Annotated in this window: 20 protein-coding genes and 1 pseudogene; 13 read left to right on the top strand and 8 right to left on the bottom strand. The window is 60.7% G+C overall.

What is annotated here, in order from left to right:
• The first annotated feature begins 16 nt into the window (after positions 1–16).
• Positions 17–940, top strand: coding sequence for a 2-hydroxyacid dehydrogenase (locus DSM110093_RS12720; RefSeq protein ID WP_243265433.1), 924 nt, complete (start codon positions 17–19; stop codon positions 938–940).
• Positions 941–970: 30 nt separating this feature from the next.
• Here the strand turns inward: DSM110093_RS12720 and DSM110093_RS12715 are convergent, their stop codons facing one another.
• The 3 genes and pseudogenes from DSM110093_RS12715 to rsgA all read right to left on the bottom strand — a co-directional run bounded on the left by DSM110093_RS12715 (position 971) and on the right by rsgA (position 2,886).
• Entirely contained in the window at positions 971–1,252 is a 282-nt protein-coding gene (locus DSM110093_RS12715) for a hypothetical protein (protein ID WP_243265432.1), read from the bottom strand.
• A gap of 30 nt (positions 1,253–1,282) precedes the next feature.
• A pseudogene (locus DSM110093_RS12710) lies at positions 1,283–1,699 on the bottom strand (CopG family transcriptional regulator).
• A 152-nt stretch (positions 1,700–1,851) separates the two neighbouring features.
• Positions 1,852–2,886, bottom strand: coding sequence for a ribosome small subunit-dependent GTPase A (rsgA, locus tag DSM110093_RS12705; RefSeq protein WP_243265431.1), 1,035 nt, complete (start codon positions 2,884–2,886; stop codon positions 1,852–1,854).
• A gap of 736 nt (positions 2,887–3,622) precedes the next feature.
• Between rsgA and DSM110093_RS12700 the strand changes: the two genes are divergently transcribed.
• From DSM110093_RS12700 to DSM110093_RS12685, 4 genes are all read left to right on the top strand, one after another.
• Entirely contained in the window at positions 3,623–5,194 is a 1,572-nt protein-coding gene (locus DSM110093_RS12700; RefSeq protein WP_243265430.1) for an ABC transporter substrate-binding protein, read from the top strand.
• Positions 5,195–5,276: 82 nt separating this feature from the next.
• Positions 5,277–6,233 carry an ABC transporter permease gene (locus DSM110093_RS12695; RefSeq protein ID WP_243265429.1) on the top strand — a complete coding sequence of 319 codons (957 nt, stop codon included), beginning with the start codon at positions 5,277–5,279 and terminating at the stop codon, positions 6,231–6,233.
• A gap of 2 nt (positions 6,234–6,235) precedes the next feature.
• Positions 6,236–7,054: an ABC transporter permease gene (locus tag DSM110093_RS12690; RefSeq protein WP_201722017.1), complete on the top strand. Its 819-nt coding sequence runs from the start codon at positions 6,236–6,238 to the stop codon at positions 7,052–7,054.
• 18 nt (positions 7,055–7,072) lie between these two features.
• Entirely contained in the window at positions 7,073–8,689 is a 1,617-nt protein-coding gene (locus DSM110093_RS12685) for an ABC transporter ATP-binding protein (protein ID WP_243265428.1), read from the top strand.
• A gap of 19 nt (positions 8,690–8,708) precedes the next feature.
• Here the strand turns inward: DSM110093_RS12685 and DSM110093_RS12680 are convergent, their stop codons facing one another.
• The 5 genes from DSM110093_RS12680 to DSM110093_RS12660 are packed head-to-tail and all read right to left on the bottom strand — an operon-like array spanning position 8,709 to position 15,050.
• Entirely contained in the window at positions 8,709–10,040 is a 1,332-nt protein-coding gene (locus DSM110093_RS12680) for an aspartate aminotransferase family protein (protein WP_243265427.1), read from the bottom strand.
• A gap of 4 nt (positions 10,041–10,044) precedes the next feature.
• The gene (locus DSM110093_RS12675) at positions 10,045–11,157 is read right to left on the bottom strand and encodes a phosphotransferase (RefSeq protein ID WP_243265426.1); all 1,113 of its coding nucleotides are present in this window, start codon (positions 11,155–11,157) and stop codon (positions 10,045–10,047) included.
• A complete protein-coding gene (locus DSM110093_RS12670; protein ID WP_243265425.1) occupies positions 11,154–12,443 on the bottom strand; it encodes an ArgE/DapE family deacylase in 1,290 nt (429 codons plus the stop codon). The genes DSM110093_RS12675 and DSM110093_RS12670 overlap by 4 nt, the downstream gene beginning before the upstream one ends.
• Before the next feature lie 19 nt (positions 12,444–12,462).
• A complete protein-coding gene (locus DSM110093_RS12665; RefSeq protein WP_243265424.1) occupies positions 12,463–14,025 on the bottom strand; it encodes an acetolactate synthase large subunit in 1,563 nt (520 codons plus the stop codon).
• Positions 14,022–15,050, bottom strand: coding sequence for a histone deacetylase family protein (locus DSM110093_RS12660; protein ID WP_243265423.1), 1,029 nt, complete (start codon positions 15,048–15,050; stop codon positions 14,022–14,024). Before DSM110093_RS12660 ends, DSM110093_RS12665 begins: the two co-directional genes overlap by 4 nt.
• Before the next feature lie 122 nt (positions 15,051–15,172).
• Between DSM110093_RS12660 and DSM110093_RS12655 the strand changes: the two genes are divergently transcribed.
• The 8 genes from DSM110093_RS12655 (at position 15,173) to DSM110093_RS12620 (ending at position 24,719) form a co-directional block, all read left to right on the top strand.
• Positions 15,173–15,832: a GntR family transcriptional regulator gene (locus tag DSM110093_RS12655; RefSeq protein WP_243265422.1), complete on the top strand. Its 660-nt coding sequence runs from the start codon at positions 15,173–15,175 to the stop codon at positions 15,830–15,832.
• Positions 15,833–15,942: 110 nt separating this feature from the next.
• A complete protein-coding gene (locus tag DSM110093_RS12650) occupies positions 15,943–17,505 on the top strand; it encodes an ABC transporter substrate-binding protein (RefSeq protein WP_243265421.1) in 1,563 nt (520 codons plus the stop codon).
• Between the two features lie 76 nt (positions 17,506–17,581).
• Positions 17,582–18,553, top strand: a complete 972-nt coding sequence (locus DSM110093_RS12645) for an ABC transporter permease (RefSeq protein ID WP_243265420.1) — start codon at positions 17,582–17,584, stop codon at positions 18,551–18,553.
• Positions 18,550–19,389, top strand: a complete 840-nt coding sequence (locus DSM110093_RS12640; RefSeq protein WP_243265419.1) for an ABC transporter permease — start codon at positions 18,550–18,552, stop codon at positions 19,387–19,389. The genes DSM110093_RS12645 and DSM110093_RS12640 overlap by 4 nt, the downstream gene beginning before the upstream one ends.
• Positions 19,386–21,008: an ABC transporter ATP-binding protein gene (locus DSM110093_RS12635; protein ID WP_243265418.1), complete on the top strand. Its 1,623-nt coding sequence runs from the start codon at positions 19,386–19,388 to the stop codon at positions 21,006–21,008. Before DSM110093_RS12640 ends, DSM110093_RS12635 begins: the two co-directional genes overlap by 4 nt.
• Before the next feature lie 27 nt (positions 21,009–21,035).
• Complete coding sequence (locus DSM110093_RS12630) at positions 21,036–21,794, top strand: SDR family oxidoreductase (RefSeq protein ID WP_243265417.1); 759 nt, start codon at positions 21,036–21,038, stop codon at positions 21,792–21,794.
• A 149-nt stretch (positions 21,795–21,943) separates the two neighbouring features.
• A complete protein-coding gene (locus tag DSM110093_RS12625) occupies positions 21,944–22,414 on the top strand; it encodes a (2Fe-2S)-binding protein (protein ID WP_243265416.1) in 471 nt (156 codons plus the stop codon).
• A gap of 4 nt (positions 22,415–22,418) precedes the next feature.
• Entirely contained in the window at positions 22,419–24,719 is a 2,301-nt protein-coding gene (locus tag DSM110093_RS12620) for a molybdopterin cofactor-binding domain-containing protein (RefSeq protein WP_243265415.1), read from the top strand.
• Positions 24,720–24,755: the final 36 nt, after the last annotated feature.

Here is a 24,755-nt window from a genome sequence, read left to right as displayed (position 1 = left end):
AATCTTAAGGAACATTATGTCTGATCTCCTCCTGCTTACAAACATTACGGATGATATGCGCGCACAGCTTGCGCAGGTATTCACCCTTCATAAGGCCGACGATTATCCAGCGGAGAAGATTACCCATGTCCTCACCAGTGGCAGCGTCGGTATTCCATGCGCAACGATGGAAACCTTGCCAAACCTCAAGGCAATCAGCAATTACGGCGTCGGATATGATGCCATCGACATTGATGCTGCGATTGCTCAAGGTGTCATGGTATCACACACTCCCAATGTTTTGAATTCAGACGTGGCGACGACTGCCGTCATGCTGATGCTGATGTGTTACCGAGAGGCCTTGCGCGATGATGCATGGGCGCGCTCAGGAGATTGGGAAAATTTGGGCGCGGCGCCACTGACCCGTTCCCCTGACAATCAGACCATCGGTATCCTAGGATTGGGGCGGATCGGGCAGGCGATCGCTGACAAGCTCGCCCCGTGGAACCCAGCTATCGTCTACCACTCACGCAACGAAAAAGACGTGGCCTACACCTATTATCGTGATGTGGTGGAAATGGCTGCAGATTGTGATGTCCTGATATGTGTAACCCCCGGTGGCGCAGGAACCAAAGGCATCGTGAATGCCGATGTCCTCGCGGCTTTGGGTCCTCAAGGCACCTTGGTGAACGTCAGTCGCGGTTCAGTTGTGGATGAAGCGGCCCTCATCGAGGCTCTAGAGACGGGCAAGCTGGGCTGGGCAGGTTTGGATGTTTTTGAGGCTGAGCCCGCCATTCCACAGGCATTGAAAAACCTGTCGAACACAGTGTTGCTGCCCCATGTCGGCAGCGCGACCGTAGAGACGCGTTTGGCGATGGGGCAGCTTGCTGTGGACAATATCATTCAACACCAGCGCGATGGCACGATGCTTACAAAAGTGCCTGAGCATGAGAGCGGTTAAACGGCAAGAGGTCCGCACGTTAGGCTGGCATTAGAAAGGCCCGACTGCCTGCCGTGCAGGTGTATGTATCAGACGAAAGGCAGCCCCTTTGGGGATGTCCGTCTGCGGGGCGCGGGGCTTTGGGGCTGAGGTCCCGAGTTTCGACAGCATCTCTGTGACAGAGGGCATAGCCGCCACGCCTGCACCTTTCATAGGCGCAGCTTGCCCGGCAAGACCATGCTGCGCCAGTGTGCGTTGAACCAGATCGTTGGCAGCCCTCAGGCGTGCGGCATGGGTCGCCCGATGCGTTGCACCGGCGTTAAAGTGTTTCATCTCATCTCTCCTGATTAAGGGGGTGGCGTCCTATTTGATGCGGTCGGCAAGGGCCTTTTTGATATCCGCACTGGCCTGTAATGCCCCCAGCACTGTGACTGAGCCGATGGTTTTCAGTGCCAATTCTGGGGTGACATCGGCGGCGATACGCGCCAGTCCGACGACTTTGACGTGCAACACCTCTCCGGCAGCTTGCAGCGCCTCAAGATCGGCCACCGTGTAATCGCGCAGGCCAAGCTCCATCGTGTGACGCTCGGGCGATGTGCTGACAACCTCCACATGGCTCTCAAGTTGGTTGCGGATTGCCGTGCGGATAAAATCGCACCGGTTGGAGTAGAAGCCTTCCTACACCAACAGGTCGATCCTTCCCAAATCCACATAGCCCAGATTGATTGTTATTTTCTCGCTGTCAGGGGTCTTTTCACGCAGCTGCCGAACATTGCCCATCTTCAATTATCCATCCGTTTGGATGGTACGTGGATGTTAGGCTGTGGCTCTGCAAGAGTGGAGCGCAGTTTGACCGCCGCTGCACCCACATAGAGCGGCGGCATTCAGCTGCGGTGCCGGGCGAGGATCCTACCGTCGAAATCAGACCGCAGTCAGCGGAACTTTCCGCGCGGGCCGGATTTCTTGTTCCCCCGCGCGCCGGTCACGGCAGGTGTGTTCTGTTGATTTTCTTCATGCAGTTTGCGCCAGCGTTCTAAACGCGCTGGGTCTAACGTCCCCGCAGCAACCGCCGCCTGAACCGCGCAGCCGGGTTCATGTAGATGTGTGCAATCGCGAAATCGGCAGTCAGGCGCAAGTTCGATAATCTCTGCAAAGAGCGCCTCAAGCCCAAAGGACACATCGCTTACATGAAGGGTGCGCATGCCGGGGGTATCAATGACCCATCCGCCACCTGCGATCCGGTGCAGCGATCGCACGGTGGTCGTGTGCCGACCTTTGGCATCATCTTCCCGGATCGCGCCCGTGGCCTGTTTTGCCTCATCAGATTTACGCGCAAGCGTGTTGAGCAGCGTCGATTTCCCAACCCCGGATGACCCGATGAGCGCGACTGTCTGCCCAGTGCCACACCACGGAGCCAGTGCCGCTACGGCATCCAATGAGCGTGCGTTGACGGTGACGACGTCAAGTCCGCGTTGAAGGGCTGCGGCCTGTGCCTCATAGGGCGCCGGATCAGCCGCTTGATCGGCTTTCGTTAAGACGATCACAGCCCGCGTGCCCGCCTCGTTGGCAAAAGCCAGATAACGTTCCAGCCGCGCTGGATTAAAATCGTCGTTGCACGAGGTGACGACAAAGACCGTATCCACATTCGCGGCGATCAGTTGCGGATTGAGTGCGCCGACCGTCTGACGCTCAAGCAAAGACCGCCGTTCAAGTCGCCGAACAAGGAGGTGACTCTGTGGATGCGCCAGAACCCAGTCACCAACCGCAAAATTCGATGTGTTTACATGTGCTGGCAGGCTGATCCTGACCGGGCCATGGGTGGATTCACCTTTCATCCGGGACCGGTGCACAGAACTGATGCGCAGGGCATCATACTCTTCGTCTTCGGGGGTAAGTTGCTCTTCATAGAAGGGTGCCCAACCAAGGCTTGGCAAGGTGACAGTTGCAGAGGGGGCGTTATTATTCATGTTCAATTTCGATAAAGTGGCAATCTCGGTCCGGCTTTTGTCCATGATCGGTTCGGCGGGCGGCTACAACCTGATCTCTACGCATAGACGTTGCCTAGGTCACCAAAAAACCGAAAGCTCATGCCGTCCACTATCCGTAAATGCTGCCCTTGTCGTTGAGGGTTGCAGGGCAAAGCGGCCCACTCTCTAAATTTGGCGTAAGTATCTCGCAGTGCTCTGCAGGCATCTGGCCTTATTTCTGTTCTTCATCGGATTGACTGAGGGGGGGAAGGGGGGAGATTGAGCGGATGGAAACCATATCTGACAGATGATCCAATCGGGCGCTTGCAGGCCACAGTGCCGAGAGTGCTGCGCGTTACGCAATTTGGAGGAAAGACGCGTGAGCGTAGGCAGCGGGGTCATCTTTGCAGGGCAATTAACGACTTGATATTGCGCCGAAAACCCCATCCGCCGTAGCGTAAGTTGGCACCACTCCGTTCAGGCATCTATACCCCAGCCAAAGAACGGGCTATGCCTATGGCACAGATCATATGAGCGGGGTGAATGACCGTGAATGATCGCTTGGCGGACAAATGCGCGCTGCTGTTTGCAGCCGTCGCGTTTAGACTACGATGGCGGGCCGAGATGTCACGCCTATGCAGACGCGAAGGCGAGATGGATCGCCGCGCGACCGCAAAATTATTCTGGGCGCTCAGAAAGAGCGTTTGACCAAAGAAAATAACTCAAGGGGGATACGATGACCAATTTTACAAAACCCAACGCCGGACCAAACCGCCGCGGCTTTCTTGCCGGGAGTGCGGCTGCCGTCGGTGCAGGGCTGATCCTGCCGCACGGCGCTTTCGCGCAGGCGCAGCCCAAAAAGGGCGGCACGTTGCGGGTTGGCTTCACCCAAGGGTCGACTTCGGACAGCCTTGATCCCGCGACATTCAACAACGATTTTATGTTCGCCAGCGGTTATGCGGTCTTTAACACTCTGACGGAAATTGCCCCCGATGGCACCGCACAGCCTGACCTCGCGGAAAGCTTTGAGGCCAGCAGCGATGCCGCCACATGGACTTTCCGCCTGCGCGACAACGCGCAATTCTCGGACGGCAAAACGGCGACGGCGAATGACGTGATCGCCTCGATCCGCCACCACATGGGGCCCGAGTCCAAATCCGGTATCAAACCGCTGCTTGAGCAGATCACCGACATCCGCGCCGATGGCGACAAGGTCGTGGTGTTTGAACTGGCCGCTGGGAACGCGGATTTCCCGTTCATCTTCAACGACTACCACCTCGGCATTCGCCAAGACACCGGCGATGGGACGATCGATCCCAACAGTCGCATCGGCACCGGCGGCTATGTGATCGACGTTTTCGAGCCGGGCGTGCGGGTCGAACTGACGCGCCGCGATGACTACTGGAAAGAGGGCCGCGCGCATTTCGACAAGGTGGTGATCCTGAAAGTCGGCGATCCGGCTGCCCGGATGAACGCGCTGATGACAGGGGAAGTAGACCTTATCGACCGGCCAGACCTCAAGACGATCAACCTGCTGGGCCGCGCGCCCAATGTGAAAATCCACACCCAAGACGGCACGTTGCATTACATCATGCCGATGCAGACCAACACGGCCCCGTTCGATGACATGAACGTGCGCATGGCGCTGAAATACGGCATCAACCGCGAAGACATGATTGAGAAGGTTCTGCGCGGCTATGGCACCGTGGGCAATGACCAACCGATCTCGCGCTCTATGCCCTATTACAACGACGACCTTGAGCAGATCACCTATGATCCGGAGCGGGCGAAGTACCATCTGAAACAGGCGGGGCTTGAAAGCCTTGATGTGACGCTGTCCACCTCGGATGCGGCCTTTAACGGGGCGGTGGATGCTTCGGTTCTTTTTGCCGAAAACGCGCGGCCTGCGGGGCTGAACATCGACGTGAAGCGTGAGCCGGATGATGGCTATTGGTCGAATGTCTGGCTGCAAAAGCCCTTCTGCTGCTCCTATTGGGGTGGCCGTCCGACGCCGGACTTGATGTTCTCGACCGGCTATGCCGCCGATGCGGAGTGGAACGAGACCAAATGGGACAACGAGCGTTTCAATGAGCTGCTGTTGCAAGCGCGGCCTGAGCTGGACCAGACCCGCCGCGCCGAGATGTACGGCGAGATGCAGAAGATCGTGAAAGAGCAGGGCGGCGCGCTGATCCCGGCCTTTGGTCAATATGTCTCGGCCATGAGCGAAAGCGTTCAGATGCCCGAGGAAGTGTCCGAGATGTGGGATCTCGACAGCCAGCGCTTCATCGAACGCTGGTGGATGTCCTAAGCCACAGCCTCTTCCGGGCGGCCCCAAGGGGCCGTCCGTTTCCCGCACCAATGGCCCGATCCGGGCCGGAGAAAACCTTAAAATGTCCCGGCTTCAGAAGCTTGTTATCGGCCGAGTGTCCCTCGGCATTCTGACCCTCTTTGTCGTATCCGCCCTCATGTTCGTTGGCATCGAACTCTTGCCCGGCGATCTGGCGCAGCAGATCCTTGGCCAATCCGCGACCGAGTCCACCCTTGCGGCATTCCGCGCCGAATTGGGCCTCGATCAGCCCGCGCATCTTCGGTATTTCGATTGGCTCGGCGGCGTGCTGCAAGGTGATTTTGGCACCTCGCTGGCCTCGGGGCGCGAAGTGTCCGAGCTTTTGGGGCCGCGGCTTGCCAATACCATGTTTCTGGCCACCTATGCCGCCGTCATCGCCGCTCCGCTGGCAGTGATCCTTGGGCTTCTGGCGGCGCTGTGGCGCAACACGCTGTTTGACCGTGGCGTCAACCTGACCGCGCTTTCCGCGATCTCCATGCCCGAATTTTTCGTGGGCTATGTTCTGATCCTGTTTCTGTCGATCAAGGCCGGCGTCTTTCCGACGCTGGCACGGATCGACAGCGCCACGGGGCTGTGGGACGCGCTTTACCGCAGTTTCCTGCCTGCGCTGACGCTTATTCTGGTGGTGGTGGCGCATATGATGCGGATGACGCGAGCGGCCATCATCAACGTGCTGGCCTCGCCCTATATCGAGATGGCGCGCCTTAAAGGTGTGCCGCGCTGGCGCATTATCGTGCAGCACGCGCTGCCCAATGCATTGGCGCCGATCGTCAACGTCGTGGCGCTGAACCTTGCCTATCTGGTGGTCGGCGTGGTGGTGGTAGAGGTCGTCTTTTCCTACCCCGGTCTTGGGCAGTTGTTGGTGGATGCGGTCTCCAGCCGGGATTTCCCGGTGGTGCAGGCGGTGGGGCTGTTCTTTGCCGCTGTTTATATCACGCTCAACGTTTTGGCCGACATCATCTCGATCATGTCGAACCCGCGTCTGCGGCACGGGAGATAACGATGAAATCTTTGCTGAAATCCGCGCCCCCCTCGGCGATCTTTGGGATGGTGGTGCTGGCCATCGTCGCCTTTACGGGGGTATTCGCGCCCATCGTCGCGCCCTACGGCGAGACTCAGGTGGTGGGCGATGCCTATCTGCCATGGAGCGCCGCGCATCCGTTGGGCACCGACAATCTGGGTCGGGATATGCTGTCGCGTATGATCTTTGGGGCGCGCAATACGGTCGGGCTGGCGCTGCTGACCACGGCTATTTCCTTTTCGGTCGGGTCGACGCTGGGGATGCTGGCCGCGCTCAAAGGCGGCTGGCTGGACGAAGTCCTGTCGCGCTTGGTCGATGTGCTGATGGCCGTGCCGCCGCTGATCCTAGCGCTAATGCTCTTGGCCATCGTCGGCCCATCGATTCCCAATATGGTCGGGGTGATCGCGGTGATCTATGTGGCGCCGGTCTACCGGCTGTCGCGGGCTGCGGCGATGAATGTGGTCGGCCTTGATTTCGTCGAAGCCGCAAGGCTGCGCGGAGAGCGCACACCATGGCTGCTACGCCGCGAAATTTTGCCCAACATCTGGTCGACCTTGATCGCCGAGTTTGGGGTGCGCTTTTGTTTTGTGTTCCTCTTTATCGCGGCGCTGTCCTTTCTTGGCATTGGCATCCAGCCGCCCACGGCAGACTGGGGGTCGATGGTGAAAGAGAATGCGACGTTGATCAGTTTCGGGGATATTACCCCGCTCATTCCGGCCGCTGCCATCGCATTGCTGACCGTCGCGATCAATCTGATCGTCGATTGGATGCTGCACCGCGCCAGCGGATTGAAAAGTTAATCGAGCAGGGCCAAGCATATGGGAAATCTACTGAACATTCGCGGTCTCCGGCTTGAAGCAGGGGACAGGGCGCAGCCAACGGTCATCCTCAAAGGGCTTGATCTGGAATTGGACCGCGGTGAGGTGCTGGGCCTTGTCGGTGAAAGCGGCGCGGGCAAAAGCTCGGCCGGGTTGGCGGCGATGGGCTATGTCCGCGACGGCGTCAGGTTCACCGGGGGCAGCGTCGAATTCGACGGGACGGAATTGATCGGCATGGGGCGCGGGCAACTGCGCCGGTTGCATGGCAAGCGCATCGCCTATGTCGCGCAGTCCGCCGCGGCCAGTTTTAACCCCGCCAAGACGCTGATTGACCAATATACCGAAGCGCCGCGACTGCACGGCGTCTCGACACGCGACGCCGCCGCGCAAGACGCTGTCGCCCTCTACCGTCAGATGCAACTGCCCAACCCCGAAGAGATCGGCTTTCGCTATCCGCACCAAGTGTCGGGCGGCCAGTTGCAGCGGGCGATGACAGCGATGGCCATGGCCTGCCGCCCCGACCTGATCATCTTTGACGAGCCGACTACTGCGCTGGATGTGACCACCCAGATCGAAGTGTTGGGGGCCATTCGAGACATTGTAGAGCAATATAATAGTGCGGCGATCTACATCACCCATGACCTTGCGGTGGTAAGTCAGATGGCCGACCGCATCTGCGTAATGAAAGACGGTGAAGAGGTTGAAACCGCGCCCACTAAAACGATGCTCGACGCCCCACAGGACGACTACACACGCTCTCTCTGGGCTGTGCGGTCCTTCCGCCGCCCTGACGCCGAGTTGGGCACCGCGCCATCGCTGATCCGCTGCGAGGGGGTATCGGCCGCTTATGGCCCGATGACGGTGCTGGCCGACCTGAACTTTACTTTTCCGCGCGGCGAGACCACGGCAGTGGTGGGCGAAAGTGGATCGGGTAAATCCACCCTTGCGCGGGTGATTGCGGGCCTGCTGCCCCCAACAGAAGGGCAGTTTTTCTGGGATGACGCCCCGCTGGAGCCACGGCTGGCCAAGCGCGACCCCGAAACGCTGCGCAACATTCAGATGATCTATCAATCGGCGGACACCTCGCTGAACCCAAGGCACCGTATCCGCGAGATTTTGGCCCGTCCGGTACGCAAATTCACGGGGCGCAAGGGACGTGCGTTGCAAGCGCGGGTCGAAGAGTTGATGGATTTGGTCGACCTCGACCGCGCCTTCCTTGACCGCAAACCCAGCGAACTCTCGGGTGGGCAGAAGCAGCGTGTGGGCATCGCCCGCGCACTCGCAGCCGAGCCTGAATTCATCATCTGCGATGAGGTGACCAGCGCGCTGGACCAACTGGTGGCCGAAGGTATCCTGCGCCTATTGGTCCGTTTGCAGACCGAGTTGAACCTGACTTTCATGTTCATCACCCATGACTTGGCCACGGTTGAGGCGATTGCCCATAAGGTGATTGTCCTGAAGAACGGCCAGATTGTTGAACAAGGCGGGCGCGATGAGATCTTCGGCGCGCCACAGCAGGATTACACCAAACGTCTGTTAGCTTCGGTCCCGCAGATGGACCCAGAGTGGCTTACCAATGCCCGTGAGGGGGCGCGTGAACTGCGCGAGGCGCTGTGAAGGGCCAAGTCGATTGGCGCTAAACGCCTTCGGCCTCCGCTGCAGCAAAAGCGACCTCTAGGGCATCAAGAAACAGCTGTGCTTCTGTCTGTTGCAACACAAGCGGCGGACGGATTTTTAAGATGTTCGCACCCGGTCCCGTGGCGCTGATTAGAACACCGTTCTTACGCAGGTGGTTCACCACGAACTTCGCGCAGGCGGAGTCAGCTTCGTTGGTCTCGCACGAGGTAACGCATTCGACCGCCAGAAACAGCCCGGCACCGCGCACATGGCCGATCTTGGGGTAACGCCCTCCGATGTCATTCAGCCCGTCTTTCAGGAACCCGCCGACCTTGGCGGCATTGCGCTGCAACCCTTCATCCGCGATCACGTCAAGCACCGCCATACCCGCCGCCGCGGCCACCGGGTTGCCGCCAAAGGTGTTGAAATACCGCGCTTTTTCGCCGAACTCTTGAACCAGTTCCGGGCGCATCGCGGTGCCGGAGAGGGGGAAACCATTGCCCATCGGCTTGCCCATCGTGACCATGTCAGGCACCAGCCCGTGGCGCTGAAACCCCCAGAAGGCGTCGCCGGTGCGGGCAAAGCCGGGTTGCACTTCGTCCGCGATAAAAAGACCGCCTTCGGCGCGGATCAGGTCGACCGCCGGCTGCAGGAATCCCGCCGGATCAGGGTGCAGCCCGTCACTGGAGAAGATGGTGTCGACAATGAAGGCCGCAGGCTCGATCCCATCGGCGCGCATCTCGGCAATCGCTTGGGCCAAATCGGCGGCGAGTTTGGCGCCTTGCTCGGCTGCCGGGATGCGCAGCGTGTCAGGCGCGTCGATCAGCCGGATGCGCGGGCTGCGCGGGGTGAAATCGCCCAAGGACGGGGACAGTTCGGCCACCGCTTCGGTCAGCCCGTGATAGGCAAGCCGGGTGACGATCACGCCTTCGCGCCGGGTATAGCTGCGGGCGATGCGCAGGGCGATGTCATTCGCCTCGGACCCGGTGCAGGTGAACATGACATGGCCGAGTGTGTCGGGCATCGTGGCGAGCAGCCGTTCGGCGTAAGTCACCACGTTTTCATGTAGATAGCGGGTGTGAGTGTTGAGCACGCCCAATTGGCGGGTGATCGCCTCGACCACGCGCGGATGACAATGACCGACCGAGGCCACGTTGTTATAGGCATCAAGGTATTTGCGCCCGTCCTTGTCCCACAGCCAAACGCCTTCGCTGCGCTGGATGTGCAGCGGTTGATCGTAGAACAGCCGGTAAGCAGGGCCAAGCGCCTTGGCGCGGCGGTCGATCAGGTTGCGGTCGGCTGCCGTCAAGGCATCCGCTTGGGCGCTGTCATAGGCGTTGATCATGGTCATGGGATCACTCCGTTCCCGCAGCACGCTGCAGGGTTTCGATCGCGGCGGCGTCGCCAATTTGGTCGAGCGCTGCCAGCCCGCGCAGCGTGGCGGCGGCGTTGCGCAGGATATAGGCGGCATTCTCGGGATAGCGCCGCGCGCGGGAGGCGCCGATGGCCAGTGTCGTGGCGTGGCGCAGACGGATCAGGCCGGGTAACAGCGCGATCTCTTCCGGTTCCAGCGGCAGCCGTTTGGCATAGCCCGCGATCATCTCGCTGACGGCGTGCAGCGGGTCGGGGCCTTGGCCGATCTGATAGGAACACGCCACTGCCAAATCGCAAGCCAGCGGCGTATGCACCGTGTCGCCGAAATCAATCAGCCCGACGGGATGCTGGGCCTCTGGCCCATCGACCAGAATATTGTGCGGATTGAAGTCGTTATGAACAACCTGTGCCCGAAGCAGGGGGAGCCGGGGCGCGATCTCCGCGTCGAAATGGTCTAGGCTGCGCCCCAACTGGGCACGCAGGTCGCGGTCTTGTACATCCTTCAAAAGGGGGCGCAGATGGCCCGCCTGTTTGATGTCCCATTGTAGGAAATGCCCGCCCGCGGGGTGAAAGAACCCGCGCAGCCCAAGGGTGACCCGCGCGTGAAAATCACCCAAGGCGCGGTAGAGGCCGGGCTGGGGTGTCGCGTGGCTAAGGATCGTCCCACCGAGGAAGGTCATCAGGCGCACGACATGGATCTGACCGTCAGCCGCCGTGGCAACTTCGGCCGCTTTGCCGGTTAGACTGGCGCAGATGCGGGGCACGGGCAGGTCAGGGTCGGCTGCGGCAAGATGCATCAGCGCGGCGGTCTGCATGTCGGTCACCGCGCGCCCTTCAGCTGCATTGGTGATTTTCAGCAGCGCCTCTTCGCCCGTGGGCAGGGTGATCAGAAAATTGGCATCCTTTTCCGCCGCAAGCGTTTTGATCTTTCCCGACACGCCATAGCGTTGCAAGGCGACCTCAGCCGCGCGGTCTGCATCAAATGCAGGTGGGTCTTGGGCCAGAAGGTCGGCCTTGGCATCGCCCCCTTCCGCCAGAGCCCCGCTCAGGAATGGCGGTAGCCCGCCTTGCGGCGTTAGTGCGACATTGCTCATGGGGCGATATCCTCGGTTCCGCACCATTCCGCAATGAAAAGCGCCATGGCTTGGGTGACCTTTTTTACCGAACTGAGGCTGACGGATTCATTGGTCCCGTGGATGTTGCGTGATTTCGGCCCGTAGCAGAGCGCGGGGATCTTGTTGTACAACGCATAGACCCGCGTATCGAGGTAGCCCGCCGTCATGAAGGATTGCAGTGGTGCGCCGATGGCGTGTTCGTGGGCGCGTTCCAGCACGGCTTCGGCGTCGCTGCCCGGCTCCAGCACGTAGCCTTCGGCGTGGAAGCCGTTGAAGACCACTTTCGGTGGGTTGTTGGACAAGAAGCTGTCGGTCTGGGCAAAGGCTTTGACCCGCTCTGTAATCTCCCGCGCGGCGTCCTCGGCGTTGCGGCCCGGATAGATGGAAACGCGGCAATCGATGTTGCACCATGACGGCACCGATGACGCCCAATCGCCGCCTTCGATCTTGCCGATGTTGAGGTTGATGGGATGGGCTTCGTCTTCGAAATGCGGGTGCTCGCCTTTCTCGGCGTTCCAGTCCTCCTCCATCTCGCGCAAGGCGGTCATCACGCGCGTGGCCGCGTCGATCGCATTGGCCCCTTCGCCCATTTCGCGTACATGGACTGGCACGCCGCGCACCTGCACCTGAAACCAGATGACGCCGGTATTGGCGCGCACCAACATCTCTTCTTCGGGTTCGGGAATGAAGACCGCATCGGCGGTGTAGCCCTGTAGGAACGTCTGCAATGCGCCGTTGCCGGTGGATTCTTCCTCCACCACGGACTGAACATAGACGGTGGCCGCCGGTTGCAACCCAATGCGGCGCAGCGCGTCTAGGGCAAAGATATTCGCCGCAGCACCCGCCTTCATATCGCCCGCGCCGCGGCCATACATCCAATCGCCGTCGATCTTGGCCGACAGGGGCGGATCATCCCACATCTCGTGCAGCCCTTCGGGCACCACGTCCAGATGCGATTGCAGGATCAGCGAGCGGCCCGTCTCATCGCGCGGGCGGTGGATGCCCACGACGATGGGCGCGTCAGAGTGATCGTCTGAGTATTTCGAGCCGCCGGGGTGCGCCTCAATCGCGGCGCGGTCCATCTTGAAGCGGTCCATCGCATAGCCACGGCTTTGCAAACTGCGGAACAGCAGATCTTGGATCGCATGTTCATGGCCGCGTTGGGAAGGGGTTTGCACCAGCTGTTGGGTAAAGCTCACCTGTTCGGCAAATCCGTCTTCGACAGCCTGAAGGATGCGGGACTTCAGATCAGGATCGAGGGTCATGTCGTGTCCTTTCGAGGGGTTAAAGCATCGCTTCGATGAGGAAAGGGCCGGGTTCTTTCGCTGCGTCCTCAATGGCGCGCATCAGTTCGGTTACGTCTTCGACCCGTTTGCCCGGCACGCCCATGCCCTTGGCCATGGCAACGAAATCCAATTGCGGACGGTCGAGGTTCAGCATGCTCAGCGCGTCGGGGCCGGGCTGCGCGCCGACGTTGTGCAGCTCACCCTTGAGGATCTCATAGGACTGATTGGCGAGGATGATCGTGGTGACGTTGGAGTTCTCGCGCGCTTGGGTCCAAAGCGCTTGGATGGTGTACATCGCCGATCCATCCGCTTGCAGCGTGATCACCGGACGGTCAGGGCAGGCGATGGCGGCCCCGGCAGAAAGCGGGATACCGATGCCGATGGACCCGCCGGTAAGCGCCAGCCAAGTGTTCGGCGCAGCACTATCGCCTGCGGGGAAGGTGGCCCCGCCCGATGATACCGCCTCATCCACCACAATCGCATCTTCCGGCAGCGCATTGGCCAAAGCCGCGCCGAGGTTTTGCAGGGTGATGCCGCCCGCCTGTGGTGCGGCGGGCCTTTCGTGGTCGCGCGGGGTGGCGGGTTTCGCGCCGATGCGGTCCGCCAGCGCGGCCAAGGCGGTCGGGCCGTCCGCATCGACGGGGGCCAATGTGACGGTGTGGCAATCGACCGGCAGCAGCAGGCTCGGCTTGCCGGGATAGGCAAAGAAGGCGACGGGCGGCGGTGTCTCAATCAGGATCGCGCGGCTGTAAGGGGCGAGGCATTCAAGGGCGGCGTTGATCGGGTAGGGGACTTTGTTGATCGCAAAGCGGCCCTGTCCGCGCTCCATCCGGCGGTTCGAGGTGGGCGCGAGGATGTCGGCCCCGGTCTTTTCTGCGATGCCGTGCAGCAGGGCCATCGCCTCTTGGTTTTCCAGCACCGGGCTGCCGACCAGCAGAACGGTTTTCTCGCCGCTTTCCAAAGCGTTGATCGCGGCATCTAACGCGCGTTCATCCAATGGGGCAGGGGCGGCGGGGGCCACGGCCTCGGCCATCTTGCCGCCCGCGTCCCAGCCGATATCCGCAGGGGCAATCAGCGTGGCGACCTTGCCGGGCTTGCTTTGCGCCACGGCGAGGGCGGTCATCGCGTCCGCCGCAAAACTACCCGCATCACGGCCTGAACGGACCCAATCGCTAAACGGCGCACAGGCGCCTTCGACATCTGCCGACAGCGGCGCATCGTATTTCTGGTGCCGCAGGGCGTGGTCGCCCACAAGGTTCACCATCGGCACCCGTGCCTTGCGGGCGTTGTGTAGATTGGCGGCGGCATTGGCGAAACCGGGGGCGAGGTGCAGCAGGGTCACTGCCGGTTTCCCGGCCATGCGGGCATAGCCATCGGCGGCACCGGTCACCACGCCTTCGAACAGGCCCAAGACGCAGCGCATTAGCTTGGTGCGGTCCAGCGCGTCGACGAACTGCATTTCGGAGGTGCCGGGGTTGGCGAAACAGACCTCCACCCCGCCCGCGTGCAGGCTGCGGACAACGCTTTCAGCGCCGTTCATCTCTTTAGGTGTCTTGCTCATGCTGTGGCCTCGCGGAATGTCGTAAGAAAGGATTTTGCGTTATCGGCAAGGGATGGGCCAAGATAGCCGCCCTCTTGGATCAATGCTGTGGGGAGGTTCAGCGCCGCCAAGCGCCGCGCCATTTCGGCAAAGCCATCGGGGTAGACATTTACGGCCGCCAGCGGATCATCGGCGGCCATGTCAAAGCCCAGTGAGACCACCAGTGCCTCGGCCCCGAATTCGCGGATCGCGGCGATGCCTTTATCCAGCAACGCCAGCACGCTATCTTGGCTCGCGCCCTGTTCCAGCAGCAGGTTCAGCGATTTGCCCGCCCCGTCGCCTTCTCCCGTCTCATCCGCATGGCCAAGGTAGAAGGTGGGGTAGGTGGCCGGATCGGGATGCAGCGAGCAAAAGAAGATATCGCCACGTTCATAGAGGATGTCGAGCGAGCCATTGCCGGTATGCACGTCGATATCGATCAGCGCGACCTTTTTGTAGGTCTGGGTCAGGTGGTGCGCGGCGATGCAGGCGTTGTTGAAAAAGCAAAACCCGTTTGAGCAATCTCGCATCGCGTGGTGGCCGGGCGGACGGCAAAGCGCATAGGCGGCGCGGGCACCGGCTGCCACGGTCTCGGCGGTTTCCACGGCGGTTTGCGCCGACCAATAGGCGGCGTCCCATGACCCTTCGGTCAGCGGGGTCGATGTGTCGGTCATCCACCAGCCCAACTGGCCGTGAATGTCTTTGGGTTCTTTGCCGCGCCGCACGCCGGGGTGCATGGTGGGAATGGCCAGCGCCTCTGGCCCCGCGCTTTCGACGAAACGGGCGTGGGCGTCGGGCAGGAAGTCGACATAGTCAGGGTTGTGCACGGCCTTGATCGGGGCCAGCCCGTGGTCTTGGGGTTTGGTGATCTCAAACCCTTCGCCGATCAACATATCGCGTAAAATTTCAGCACGTTGTGGCTGTTCTTGATGCGTCATCGCTGCGCCGCGCCGAAAATAGTGGGTTGGTGCATGGCGCAACTGGCGTTCGTCGAAAAAGACTTTCATCACATTCCCTGTGGTCTGATGTCGTTGCAGCGGAGCATTGCAGTTTTAATTTGCAGGCTCAATAGAAATGATGCATCATGCATCAAAACTGGTCGAATTTGACTGGCGAGAATGAGGGCGCAATGGCCGAAATTAATCAAGTTTCATTGGGCGACGCGATCTATAAGCGCCTGTGCCAAGACTTGGTTTCTGGCAAGCTGCGTCCAAATGAAAAGGTCACAATTCGGGGGCTGGCAGCGCGGCTCGGCACCAGTTCGACCCCGGTGCGCGATGCGGTGCAGCGGCTGCTGCGCGACGAGGCGTTGGTGCAGCGCAGTATGCGCGATGTGCGGGTTCCGGTGCTGACTGAGGCGCAGTATCTTGAGATCGCTAGCATCCGGCGTGAGTTGGAAGGTTTCGCCGCAGGCCGCGCGGCCGAGCGGGTGGGTCCGAAAGAAATTCGCCGTCTGGAAAAGATTGTGGATCGAAATGGGGTCGCAGCGCAGGCGGGGCGTTGGCCACAGGCGGTTAAATATAATCAAGAGTTCCATTTCGCACTGGTTGAGGCGGCTGAAATGCCGATCCTGCTGGCGATCCTTGGTGGGCTGTGGCTGCGGATGGGGCCGTTGATTGCTGGGTATTATGCGCGCGAACAGGTCGGGCTGGTTCGACATCACCAGGCGATTATTGCAGCCTGCGAGAATCGCGACCCTGCTGCGGCAGCTGCGGGAATGCGTGCTGACATCGACGACGCAAGGGAGGGGATCATCAGATATATCGCATCATTCACCACCACTGAATGAGAGTGCCAAGCCCCGCGCGCCGCGCGGGCCTCGTTCCAGCCAAATGCAGAACCGGCACCAGACCGGATGCTTTGGGAAGGCGAGAACCAATGCAACCAATGGGGATTAAAATGCTTAACACTACCAAATTAACCGCAGCCGTTTTGGCGCTGGCTATTGCCGGACCACTTGCGGCGCAGGACGGCGCGCCCAAATCCGGCGGCACGCTGAACGTTGTGATCCAGCCAGAACCGCCCAGCCTGATGATCGGCCTTGTGCAGAACGGCCCGACACAGATGGTCGGCGGCGATATCTACGAAAGCCTGCTGCGCTATGATTTCGACCTGAAGCCCGAAGGTCAATTGGCTGAATCTTGGGAGATTTCAGAGGACGGTAAGACCTATACATTCAAGCTGCGCGAGGGCGTGGTGTTCCATGACGGAGAGCCCTTCACCTCAGCGGATGTCGAATTTTCGATGGACAAGTTCCTACGCGAAAGCCATTCGCGGATGCGCACCTATATGGAGCATGTCGAAAGCATTGAGACGCCGGATGAATACACGGTTGTCTTCAACCTCAAGCAGCCCTTCGGCCCCTTCATCGGTATCTTTGAGCCCGGCACCGCGCCGATGATCCCCAAGCACATCTATGAAGGCACGGATTTCGCGAACAACGAGGCGAACAACACGCCCATCGGCACCGGCCCCTTCAAATTCGACGAATGGGAAAAGGGCAGCTTCATCCATCTGGTGAAGAACGAAGACTACTACATGGAGGGCAAGCCCTACGTCGATGAAGTCTATTACCACGTGATCCCCGACGCGGCGTCGCGCGCCGTGGCCTATGAGACAGGCAAGGTTGACGTTCTGCCCGGCGGCTCGGTCGAAAACTTCGACGTGGCGCGTATTCAGGCGATGGACAACACCTGCATCACCGACAAGGGCTGGGAATACTTCGGCCCGCTGTCTTGGATGTGGGTGAACAACGACAACGCGCCGCTTGATGACGTGAATGTGCGCAAGGCGATCATGCATGGCGTCGACCGTCAGTTCGCCAAGGACGCGCTTTGGAATGGTCTGGGCAAGGTTTCGACCGGGCCGCTGTCGTCCTCCACCCGCTTTTATGACGGCGAGACACCGGATATCTCCTATGATCCGGAAAAGGCCAAAGAGCTGTTGGAAAGCAGCAGCTATGACGGCGAGACCATCCGCATTCTGGGTCTGCCTTACGGTGAGACGTGGCAGCGTTGGGCCGAGGCGGTCAAACAGAACTTGAGCGAAATCGGCATGACGACCGAGATTGTGCCCTCGGACGTGGCGGGCTGGAACCAGAAAGTCGCGGACCGTGACTATGACCTCGCCTTTACCTACCTCTACCAATATGGCGATCCGGCACTTGGCGTTTCGCGAACCTATATGGGCGACAACGCCGCTCCCGGTTCGCCTTGGAACAACGTGGCAAACTATCAAAATGCCGAAACGGATAAGTTGTTCGCCGAAGCGGCACTGATGGCCAGCCCCGAAGAGCGCAAGGCCGCCTATAAGGAAATCCAAGATCAGATCGTCGAAGATGTGCCGAACATCTGGCTCTTGGAACTAGGCTTCCCCACGATCTACCGCTGTGACGTGAAGAACCCCGTTAACACCGCCTTTGGTGTGAACGACGGTTTCCGCGACGTGTGGCTGGATAAGTAAACGACGCACCTATGCGCAAGGTTCGGGCTGCTTAGGTGGCCCGGACAAATCTTAGAACAAGAACGGGGCGGATAGCGTGATACGTTTCATATTGAGCAGGTTGGTCAAGGCGGTGTTTATCCTGCTGGCGATCCTTGTCTTCAATTTCCTGCTGATCCATGCGGCACCGGGTGACCCTGCGGCGGTCATGGCGGGCGAAGCAGGGGCGGCGGACGAGAAATTCCTTGCGGACCTGAGGGCGCGTTTCGGGCTGGACCAACCGCTCTACATGCAGCTGTGGCTCTATATCAAAGGCGCGGTGCAGCTTGATCTGGGCTATTCCTTCCGCCAGCAGATGCCGGTGGTCGAGATGATTGGCGACCGTCTGCCAGCGACGCTTTTGCTGACCGGCGTGGCCTTCGTGCTGTCGTTGGTGCTGGGCGTAACCGCCGGCGTCGCGGCCTCTGCCCGGCAGGGGCGGTGGGGTGACACGCTGATCTCCACCTTCGCGCTGCTGTTTTACGCGACACCGTTGTTCTGGGTGGCGCTGATGGCGACGCTGGTGTTCTCAGTCTGGCTCGAATGGTTGCCGGGCTTTGGCTATTCCACCATCGGCGCGGGCTATACGGGGTTTGCCCATGTACTGGACGTGGCCAAACACCTCGTCCTCCCGGCCAGTACCTTGGGGCTGTTCTTTACGGCGATTTATATGCGGATGACGCGAGCTTCGATGCTCGAAGTCTCGCGGCTCGATTTCGTCAAAACTGCCCGTGCCAAGGGGCTGACGCGTGGTGTGATCCAACGCCGACACATCCTGCGCAACGCGCTTTTGCCGGTCATTACGCTGGCCGGGCTTCAGGCGGGGCAAATCTTTGGCGGGGCCATCCTGACCGAGACTGTCTTTGCATGGCCCGGCATCGGGCGGCTGATGTTCGAGGCGATCAACCAGCGGGATTACAACGTGATCCTCGGGGTCTTTTACATCTCGGCGGCCATGGTGCTGCTGTTCAACCTGATCACGGATGTCATCTATGTCATTGTTGATCCGCGGATAAGGCTGACGACATGATGAGCTTTTGGAAACGTTTCAGTTATAACCGTGGCGCGGTCATTGGTCTGGTCATCCTGACCTTCGTCATCGCCGCTGCCATCCTTGCGCCCATCCTGTTCCCGCAGAGCCCGTGGAAAATGGTGCAGCGCCCCTTTCTGCCGCCCTTTACCCAAGACGGGTTGATGCTGGGCACCGATGCGCTTGGCCGCAACGTGCTGGCGGGGCTGGCCCACGGCGCTTACGTGAGCCTGCTGGTCGGGCTGGTCTCGACCATCGTGGCGCTGGCGATTGGCGTGCCAGTTGGCGCAGCGGCGGGGTATTTCGCAGGTCGGATCGATGATGCGCTCATGCGCTTTACCGAGTTCTTTCAGACCATCCCCAGCTTTGCGCTCGCCATCGTGCTCTTGGCGATCTTTCAGCCCAGCCTGACCTTCGTGATCATCGCGATCTCAATCGTCTCATGGCCGCCGGTGGCGCGTCTGGTGCGCGGTGAGGTGCTGTCGCTCAGAACCCGCGAGTTTGTCGAGGCGGCGAGCCTGTCCGGCCTTGGCAACCTTCAGATCATCACCCGCCACATCCTGCCCAACGCGCTGCCGCCGATTATCGTGCTGGCCTCGCTGATGGTAGCGCAGGCGATCTTGCTGGAAAGCTCACTGTCCTTTCTGGGGCTGGGCGATCCGAACATCATGTCTTGGGGCTATATGATCGGGGCCGCACGCACCGTGATCCGCACCGCATGGTGGCTGTCGTTCCTACCGGGGATGGCGATCCTTTTGACCGTGCTGGCGCTGAACCTGATCGGCGAGGGCCTGAACGACGCGCTGAACCCGCGATTGACGAGGAAATCCGAATGACCCTGCTTAGCATCCGTGATCTGTCTATCGCTTTGCCCATGGGGGCCGACCGGCTCTATGCTGCCAAGGACATTAACTTTGACCTCGCACCGGGCGAAATCCTCTGCATCGTCGGCGAAAGCGGGTCGGGCAAATCCATGTCGGCCAATGCGGTGATGGGGCTGTTGCCGCAAGGCGTTGTGCCCGACAAAGGCAGCATCACCTTTGACGGCCAGTCGATCCTTGGACTCTCTGAGAAAGAGATGTTGAAGCTGCGCGGTAGCCGTATTTCGATGATCTTTCAGGAACCCCTCAGCGCGCTGAACCCGCTGATGCGCGTTGGCGCGCAGATTGCCGAGGTGTTTGAGGCGCATGGTGCGCTTACAGGCGCAGAACGGCGGGCGCGGGCGCTTAAGCTGTTGGAGGAGGTCGGCATCCCCGATCCCCAAGCGGCGATCCGGGCCTATCCGTTCCAGCTGTCTGGCGGGCAGCGGCAGCGGGTCATGATCGCGATGGCTTTGGCGCTGGAGCCTGACATCCTGATCGCGGATGAGCCGACGACGGCGCTTGATGTAACAACCCAAGCGCAGATCCTCACGCTGATCGAAGACCTGCGCCGCAAGCGCGGCATGGCGGTAATTTTCATCACCCATGACTTTGGCGTAGTGGCGGATATTGCCGACCGGGTGATCGTCATGAAAAAGGGTGAGATCGTTGAGGCTGGTCCGGCGCAAGAGGTGCTGCTGAAACCCCAACACCCCTATACCCGCGCCCTGATCGACGCGATCCCCCGGCTGACCCAAACCGACGCGCCCAAGCAGATTGAGCGCGCGCCGCTGCTCAAGGTCGAAGGGCTGCAAAAGACCTTCTCGACCGGCTCTGGCACGCTCTTTGGTAAGCGCCGTGTGGTGAAGGCCGTGCAGGACGTAAGCTTTGACCTCTACGCGGGCGAGACGATTGGCATTGTTGGAGAATCCGGTTCTGGCAAATCCACCGTCGGGCGTTGTCTGGTGCGTCTGCTTGATCCCGACGGGGGCCGCGTGCTGATGGATGACGTCGACATCGCGCATATGTCAGGCGCGGAACTGCGCGCGCAGCGGCGCAAGTTGCAGATGATCTTTCAAGACCCGTTTTCTTCGCTCAATCCCCGCGCCCGTGTCTCGCGTATTCTTACCGAAGGGCTGATCGCCTATGGCACGCCGGATAAAGAGGCAAAGGCCAAAGCGCGTGAACTGCTTGAACTGGTCGGGCTGGACGAAAGCGCGATGAAGCGTTTCCCGCATGAGTTTTCAGGCGGGCAGCGGCAGCGGATCGGTATTGCCCGTGCGTTGGCGCTAGAGCCGTCGATCATCATCGCGGATGAGGCCGTCTCGGCGCTCGACGTGTCCATTCAGGCGCAGGTGCTTGATCTGCTGGCCGAGTTGAAAACAAGGCTGAACCTGTCGATGCTCTTTATCACCCACGACCTGCGCGTCGCCGCGCGGATTTGTGACCGGATCATCGTCATGCAAAAAGGCCAGATCGTCGAAGCCGGCCCGGTCAGCAAAGTTCTGCACGATCCCGATACCGCCTATACGCGCAGCCTGCTCGACGCTATTCCGGGGCAGGAGTATGAACGCGCTCTGGCCGCTGCGGACTAGGGCGCTATTTCAGGCGTTATGCCGGATATGGATCAAGCGATGGATACTGCGGACCACGACCAAAAGACGCTGCTTTTGACGGGGGCGAGCCGGGGCATCGGCCATGCCACGGCCAAGGCTTTCGCGAATAAGGGCTGGCGGGTGATCGGTTGTTCACGGCAGGCGTTCTCGCCCGAATGCCCTTGGCCCGGTGGGGCGCAGGATCATGTGCAGGTCGATCTGAGCGATCCGAACCAGACGATTGAGGCCGTGGCACAGGTCAAGCGGCTGCTGAACGGCAACCCGCTGCATGCGCTGGTCAACAACGCGGGCATTTCGCCAAAGGGGGAGGACGGGGCCAGGCTCAGCACGCTCGACACCGATCTGCGGACGTGGGGGCAGGTGTTTCATGTGAATTTCTTCGCCTCCGTGGTGCTGGCGCGGGGGCTTCAGGATGAACTGTCTGCCGGGCGCGGGTCGGTGGTGAATGTGACCTCTATCGCCGGGTCGCGGGTGCATCCCTTTGCCGGTGCGGCCTATGCGACCTCCAAGGCGGCGCTTGCCGCGCTGACCCGTGAGATGGCCCATGATTTCGGCCCGCTTGGCGTGCGGGTAAACGCAATCGCACCGGGCGAGGTGGAGACGGCGATCCTCAGCGAAGGCACCGACAAGATTGTGCGCGACATCCCCATGCGCCGCCTCGGCCAGCCGGATGAGGTGGCACGGGCGATCTATTTCCTGTGTAGCGAGGAAAGTTCGTATGTGTCGGGAACCGAGATTGAGATCAATGGCGGGCAGCACGTCTAAGGGGCGGCGCAGTTAATCTGACATTTCCGTGATGAGGTCAGTCTGGCGCTGTCACCGACCGTCATTAGACCTATGTACAGCCTCTCACGTCAGGGCAGCTATACGCGCGCTCCCCTCAGGCAAATCATACCCCAAGGGACAACCACTTCATGATAAAATTCGAATTGAACGGGCGGCAGATCTCTGTCGACGCAGACCCGGACATGCCCCTACTATGGGCGATCCGCGATGAAATCGGTCTTACCGGCACCAAGTTTGGCTGCGGCATCGGGGCCTGCGGCGCTTGTACCGTGCATATCGATGGCACGGCGACACGGTCCTGCATCACCTATCTCGCGGATGTTGAGGGCCTGTCGGTCACCACCATCGAAGGGCTGGACGAGAAGGGCAATCACCCCGTTCAAGAAGCGTGGCGCAACCTGCGCGTGCCGCAGTGCGGTTACTGCCAGTCGGGCCAGATCATGCAGGCAGCATCGCTGTTGCAAGACACGCCCAATCCCAGCGACGAAGACATCGACGCGGTGATGACCGGCAACCTTTGCCGCTGCATGACCTATCCCCGTATCCGCCAAGCCGTGCGCGACGCCGCCACCGCGATGGGAGGCTCCGACAATGGCTAATCTGATGTCCCGCCTGAAAGGCTCCGACAATCAATCGCAAATGACCCGCCGTGGGTTTCTGGTGTCCATGACCGCCGCTGGCGTTGCCTTTGGCTTCCCGCAGGCGTCGAACGCCGCGATGAACCCTGCCGTGCCAGATGGCACACCGATCGCGCCAAACGGCCAGGCGTTCGAGCCGTCGATGTGGTACTGGATCGACGCCGAGGGTCAGGTCAACGTCAACATCATCCGCGCCGAAATGGGCCAACACGTCGGCACCGCCATCGCGCGTATTCTGGCGGATGAGTTGGAAGTCGCTTGGGAAAATGTGCACATCACCCATGTCGATACGGATGAAAAATGGGGCCTGATGGTCACCGGCGGCAGCTGGTCGATCTGGCAAAGCTGGCCGGTCTACCGTCAGGCAGGCGCTGCGGGCCGTACCGCGCTGATCGAAGCGGCGGCGGCCAAGTGGGGCGTCGATGCCTCTGGCCTCTCCGCACGCGACGGTGCCGTGACCGATGGCACGCAAAGCATCAGCTACGGCGATCTGGTGGCCGAAGGGCTCGACCGGAGCTTTACCGAAGACGAATTGGCTGCCCTGTCGTTGAAACCCCACGCCGATCTGCGCCTTGTGGGCCAAGACGTGCATCCGCTTGATCTGGATACAAAGACCACCGGTCAGGCGATCTATGGTCTCGATGCCAAGGTTGATGGCATGGTCTACGGCGTACCGATGCTGCCACCGACGCGCTATGGCTCCAAGGTCAATTCAGTCGATGACAGCGCCGCGAAAGAGGTCAAAGGCTACCTTGAAACCGTGGTGCTGGATGATCCGTCGGGCACCGTGCCGGGCTGGGTTGTGGTGTTGGGCAAATCGCTCCACGCCGCGCGGATGGCCACCTATGAGATCAGCGTCGATTGGACCGCAGGCGAAACGGCTGATGTGTCCGAGGACGATATCCAAGCCCGCTCGCGGGAGTTGATCGGAGGCGACGCCGGGTCGATCCTGCACACCGAGCGGCCCGAGACCAGCGCCGTTTTCGACACCGCCACCGAGACGCTTGAGGCCGAGTACACCACGCAATCCGTGCTGCACTTCCAGATGGAGCCGGTGAACGCGACTGTCTTCCAGAACGCCGATGGCGTCTGGGAAACTCACGCGGGCAACCAGTGGCAATCGCTGATCCTGCCGACGCTGGCCGTCGCGTTGGAGGTGCCCGCCGATAAGATCGTGATGCGCAGCTATATGCTGGGCGGGGGTTTTGGCCGCCGGTTGAACGGTGACTACATCGTGCCCGCAGCACTGGCGTCCAAAGCTGTTGGCAAGCCCGTGAAACTGGTCTTCTCCCGCGAGGAAGATGCGCAGTTTGACAGCATTCGCTCGCCTTCGGTGCAGAAACTGCGCATGGCGTTTGACGATGGCAAAGCCGTCACGGGCATGGAACACCACGCCGCGGCGGGTTGGCCGACACAGGTGATGGCACCGGGCTTCATGCCTAAAGGCGTCAATGAAGAGCCCTACGATCCCTTCGCCATTGACGGGGCCGATCATTGGTACACCGTCGGCGCGCACCGCGTGCGGGCGATCTCCAACGATCTGGCGAACGCGACTTTCCGTCCCGGTTGGCTACGCTCTGTCGGACCTGGCTGGACCAACTTTGCAGTCGAAAGCTTCATGGATGAGGCTGCACATAAGATCGGTGCCGATCCCTTGCAGTTCCGTCTGGATCACCTGAAGGCCGAAGGCATCAACGCAGGCTCTGCCCCCAACGCGGTTGGCGGCGCATCGCGTCAGGCAACCGTTCTGCAGCGCGTGGCCGAGATGTCGGGCTATGGCACAACCGACCTGCCCGAGGGCACGGCAATCGGGATTGCCACCACCTTTGGCCAATCGCGGACCATGCCCACTTGGACCGCTGCCGCCGTTAAGCTGGCGGTGGATTCTGAAACGGGCGAGGTCGCTGTCGAGAAGATGTGGCTGGCGTTCGATTGTGGTACGGTTGTCGACCCCGACGGGGCGCGCGCGCAATGCGAAGGGGCGGCACTTTGGGGTCTATCCATGGCGCTGCATGAGGGCACGCGGATCGAAGATGGCAAGGTTATCGACCTTAACCTCGGGTCTTACACCCCGCTGCGGATGATCGACGTGCCAGACGTTGAAGTCGCGTTCGTGGAAAGCACGGAAGTGCCTGTCGGTCTTGGCGAGCCGGGCACCACGGTCATCGCGCCCGCCATCGCCAATGCGATCTTCAACGCGACGGGCGCGCGGGTTCGGCATTTGCCGATCACCCCAGATGCGATCCTCGCGGCAAAAGACAGTTAAACTTCGGACGGGCGCGACACCTCGCGCCCGTCTGCC

The sequence above is a fragment of the Sulfitobacter sp. DSM 110093 genome (assembly GCF_022788715.1).
Classification (GTDB): Bacteria; Pseudomonadota; Alphaproteobacteria; order Rhodobacterales; family Rhodobacteraceae; genus Sulfitobacter.
This window is presented reverse-complemented; position numbering and strand designations above follow the sequence as displayed.